Below are 1,403 nucleotides of genomic sequence, written 5' to 3'. Positions count from 1 at the left end.
CTGGAGGTGGCTGACGACGCCGGGCTCGCCGCCGCGCGCGTCGTGCACGAGCGCGAGGAAGACGTCGTCGACCGCGGGCGTGGACCGTGCGGCGAGCTCGGCGTACACCGACCGGACGGGGCCGAAGAGCTGCACCGCGGAGTCGACGAGGTGCGCGCCCAGGTCGAGCAGCAGCCCGCCGGCGTCGGGGTCGTTCTCCTTCCAGCGGTCCTGCGGGACGGGCCGGAACCTCTCCCAGCGCCGCTCGAAGCGGTGCACGCGGCCGAGCGTCCCGGCCTCCAGCAGGCCGCGCAGCGCGAGCTGCTCGGGGTCCCAGCGGCGGTTCTGGAACACCGTGAGCCGGCCGCCGGCGTGCAGCGAGGCGTCGACGAGCCGCTCGGCCTCCGCGGTGGTGGTCGCGAGCGGCTTGTCGACCAGCACGTGCACGCCGGTCGCGAGCGCGGCGAGCACGTGCTCGACGTGGTCGCCGGTCGGGCTCGCGACGACGACGAGGTCGAGCTCGCCGACGTGCGCGAGCAGCGCGGGCACGTCGGGGACGACGACGGCGCCCGGCCAGTCCTCGTGCACCTGGGCGGCGCGGTGGCGGGTGACGACGTGCGTCACGCGCTGGTGCGCCTCCCGGAGCAGGCGCGCGTGGATCCCGCGCCCCGCTCCCCCGTAGCCGACCAGACCGACGCGCAGCGAGTCCATGCGCGCCACTCTACGGTCGCGTCGCGCCCGCCGGTCCGCCGGTCCCCACCGTCGCGGCGGGCTCCGTCGTGCCGGTGCTGTGCGTGCCCGTCGCGTGCGGCCGCGACAGCCGCGACGGCCACCACGTGCGGTCGCCGAGGTCGTGGACCAGCGCCGGCACGAGCAGCGACCGCACGACCGTGGTGTCGAGCAGCACCCCGAGCGCGACGATGACCGCGAGCTGCGCGAGGAAGAGCAGCGGGATGACGCCGAGCGCCGCGAACGTCACGGCGAGCACGACGCCCGCCGACGTGATGACGCCGCCCGTGACGGCGAGCCCACGCACCACGCCGGGTCGCGTGCCGACCCGTGCCGACTCCTCCCGCACGCGCGTCATGAGGAAGATCGAGTAGTCGACGCCGAGCGCGACGAGGAACACGAACCCGTAGAGCGGCACGGCCGGGTCGGCGGGCGGCAGGTCCAGCACGTGGTTGAACAGGACCGCGGAGATGCCGAGCGTCGCGGCGAAGGACAGGACGTTCGCGCCGAGCAGCAGCCCGGCCGCGACGACCGACCGCAGCAGCAGCGTGAGGATCAGCCCGATGACGAGCAGCACGACCGGGACGATGACCCGCAGGTCGTGGCGGGCGGCGTCCTGCGCGTCGAGCGTCTCGGCGGCCGCGCCGCCGACCAGCGCGTCGGGGTCGACCCCGTGCGCGGCGGTCCGCACGTCG

At 75.8% G+C, this 1,403-nt stretch carries 2 protein-coding genes; both read right to left on the bottom strand.

Features of this window, described 5'->3' with window-relative positions; translation table 11 throughout:
* Window positions 1–690, bottom strand: a 690-nt coding sequence (locus HGA02_RS19350) for a Gfo/Idh/MocA family protein (RefSeq protein ID WP_168681024.1), incomplete at its 3' end; no start/stop codon positions are given.
* A gap of 10 nt (window positions 691–700) precedes the next feature.
* Window positions 701–1,403, bottom strand: a 703-nt coding sequence (locus HGA02_RS19345; RefSeq protein WP_168681022.1) for an MMPL family transporter, incomplete at its 5' end; no start/stop codon positions are given.

The organism is Cellulomonas septica (assembly GCF_012396155.1).
Lineage (GTDB): Bacteria > Actinomycetota > Actinomycetes > Actinomycetales > Cellulomonadaceae > Cellulomonas > Cellulomonas septica.
Note: the sequence above shows the minus strand (reverse complement) of the source record. Positions and strands in the feature narration are given on the sequence as shown.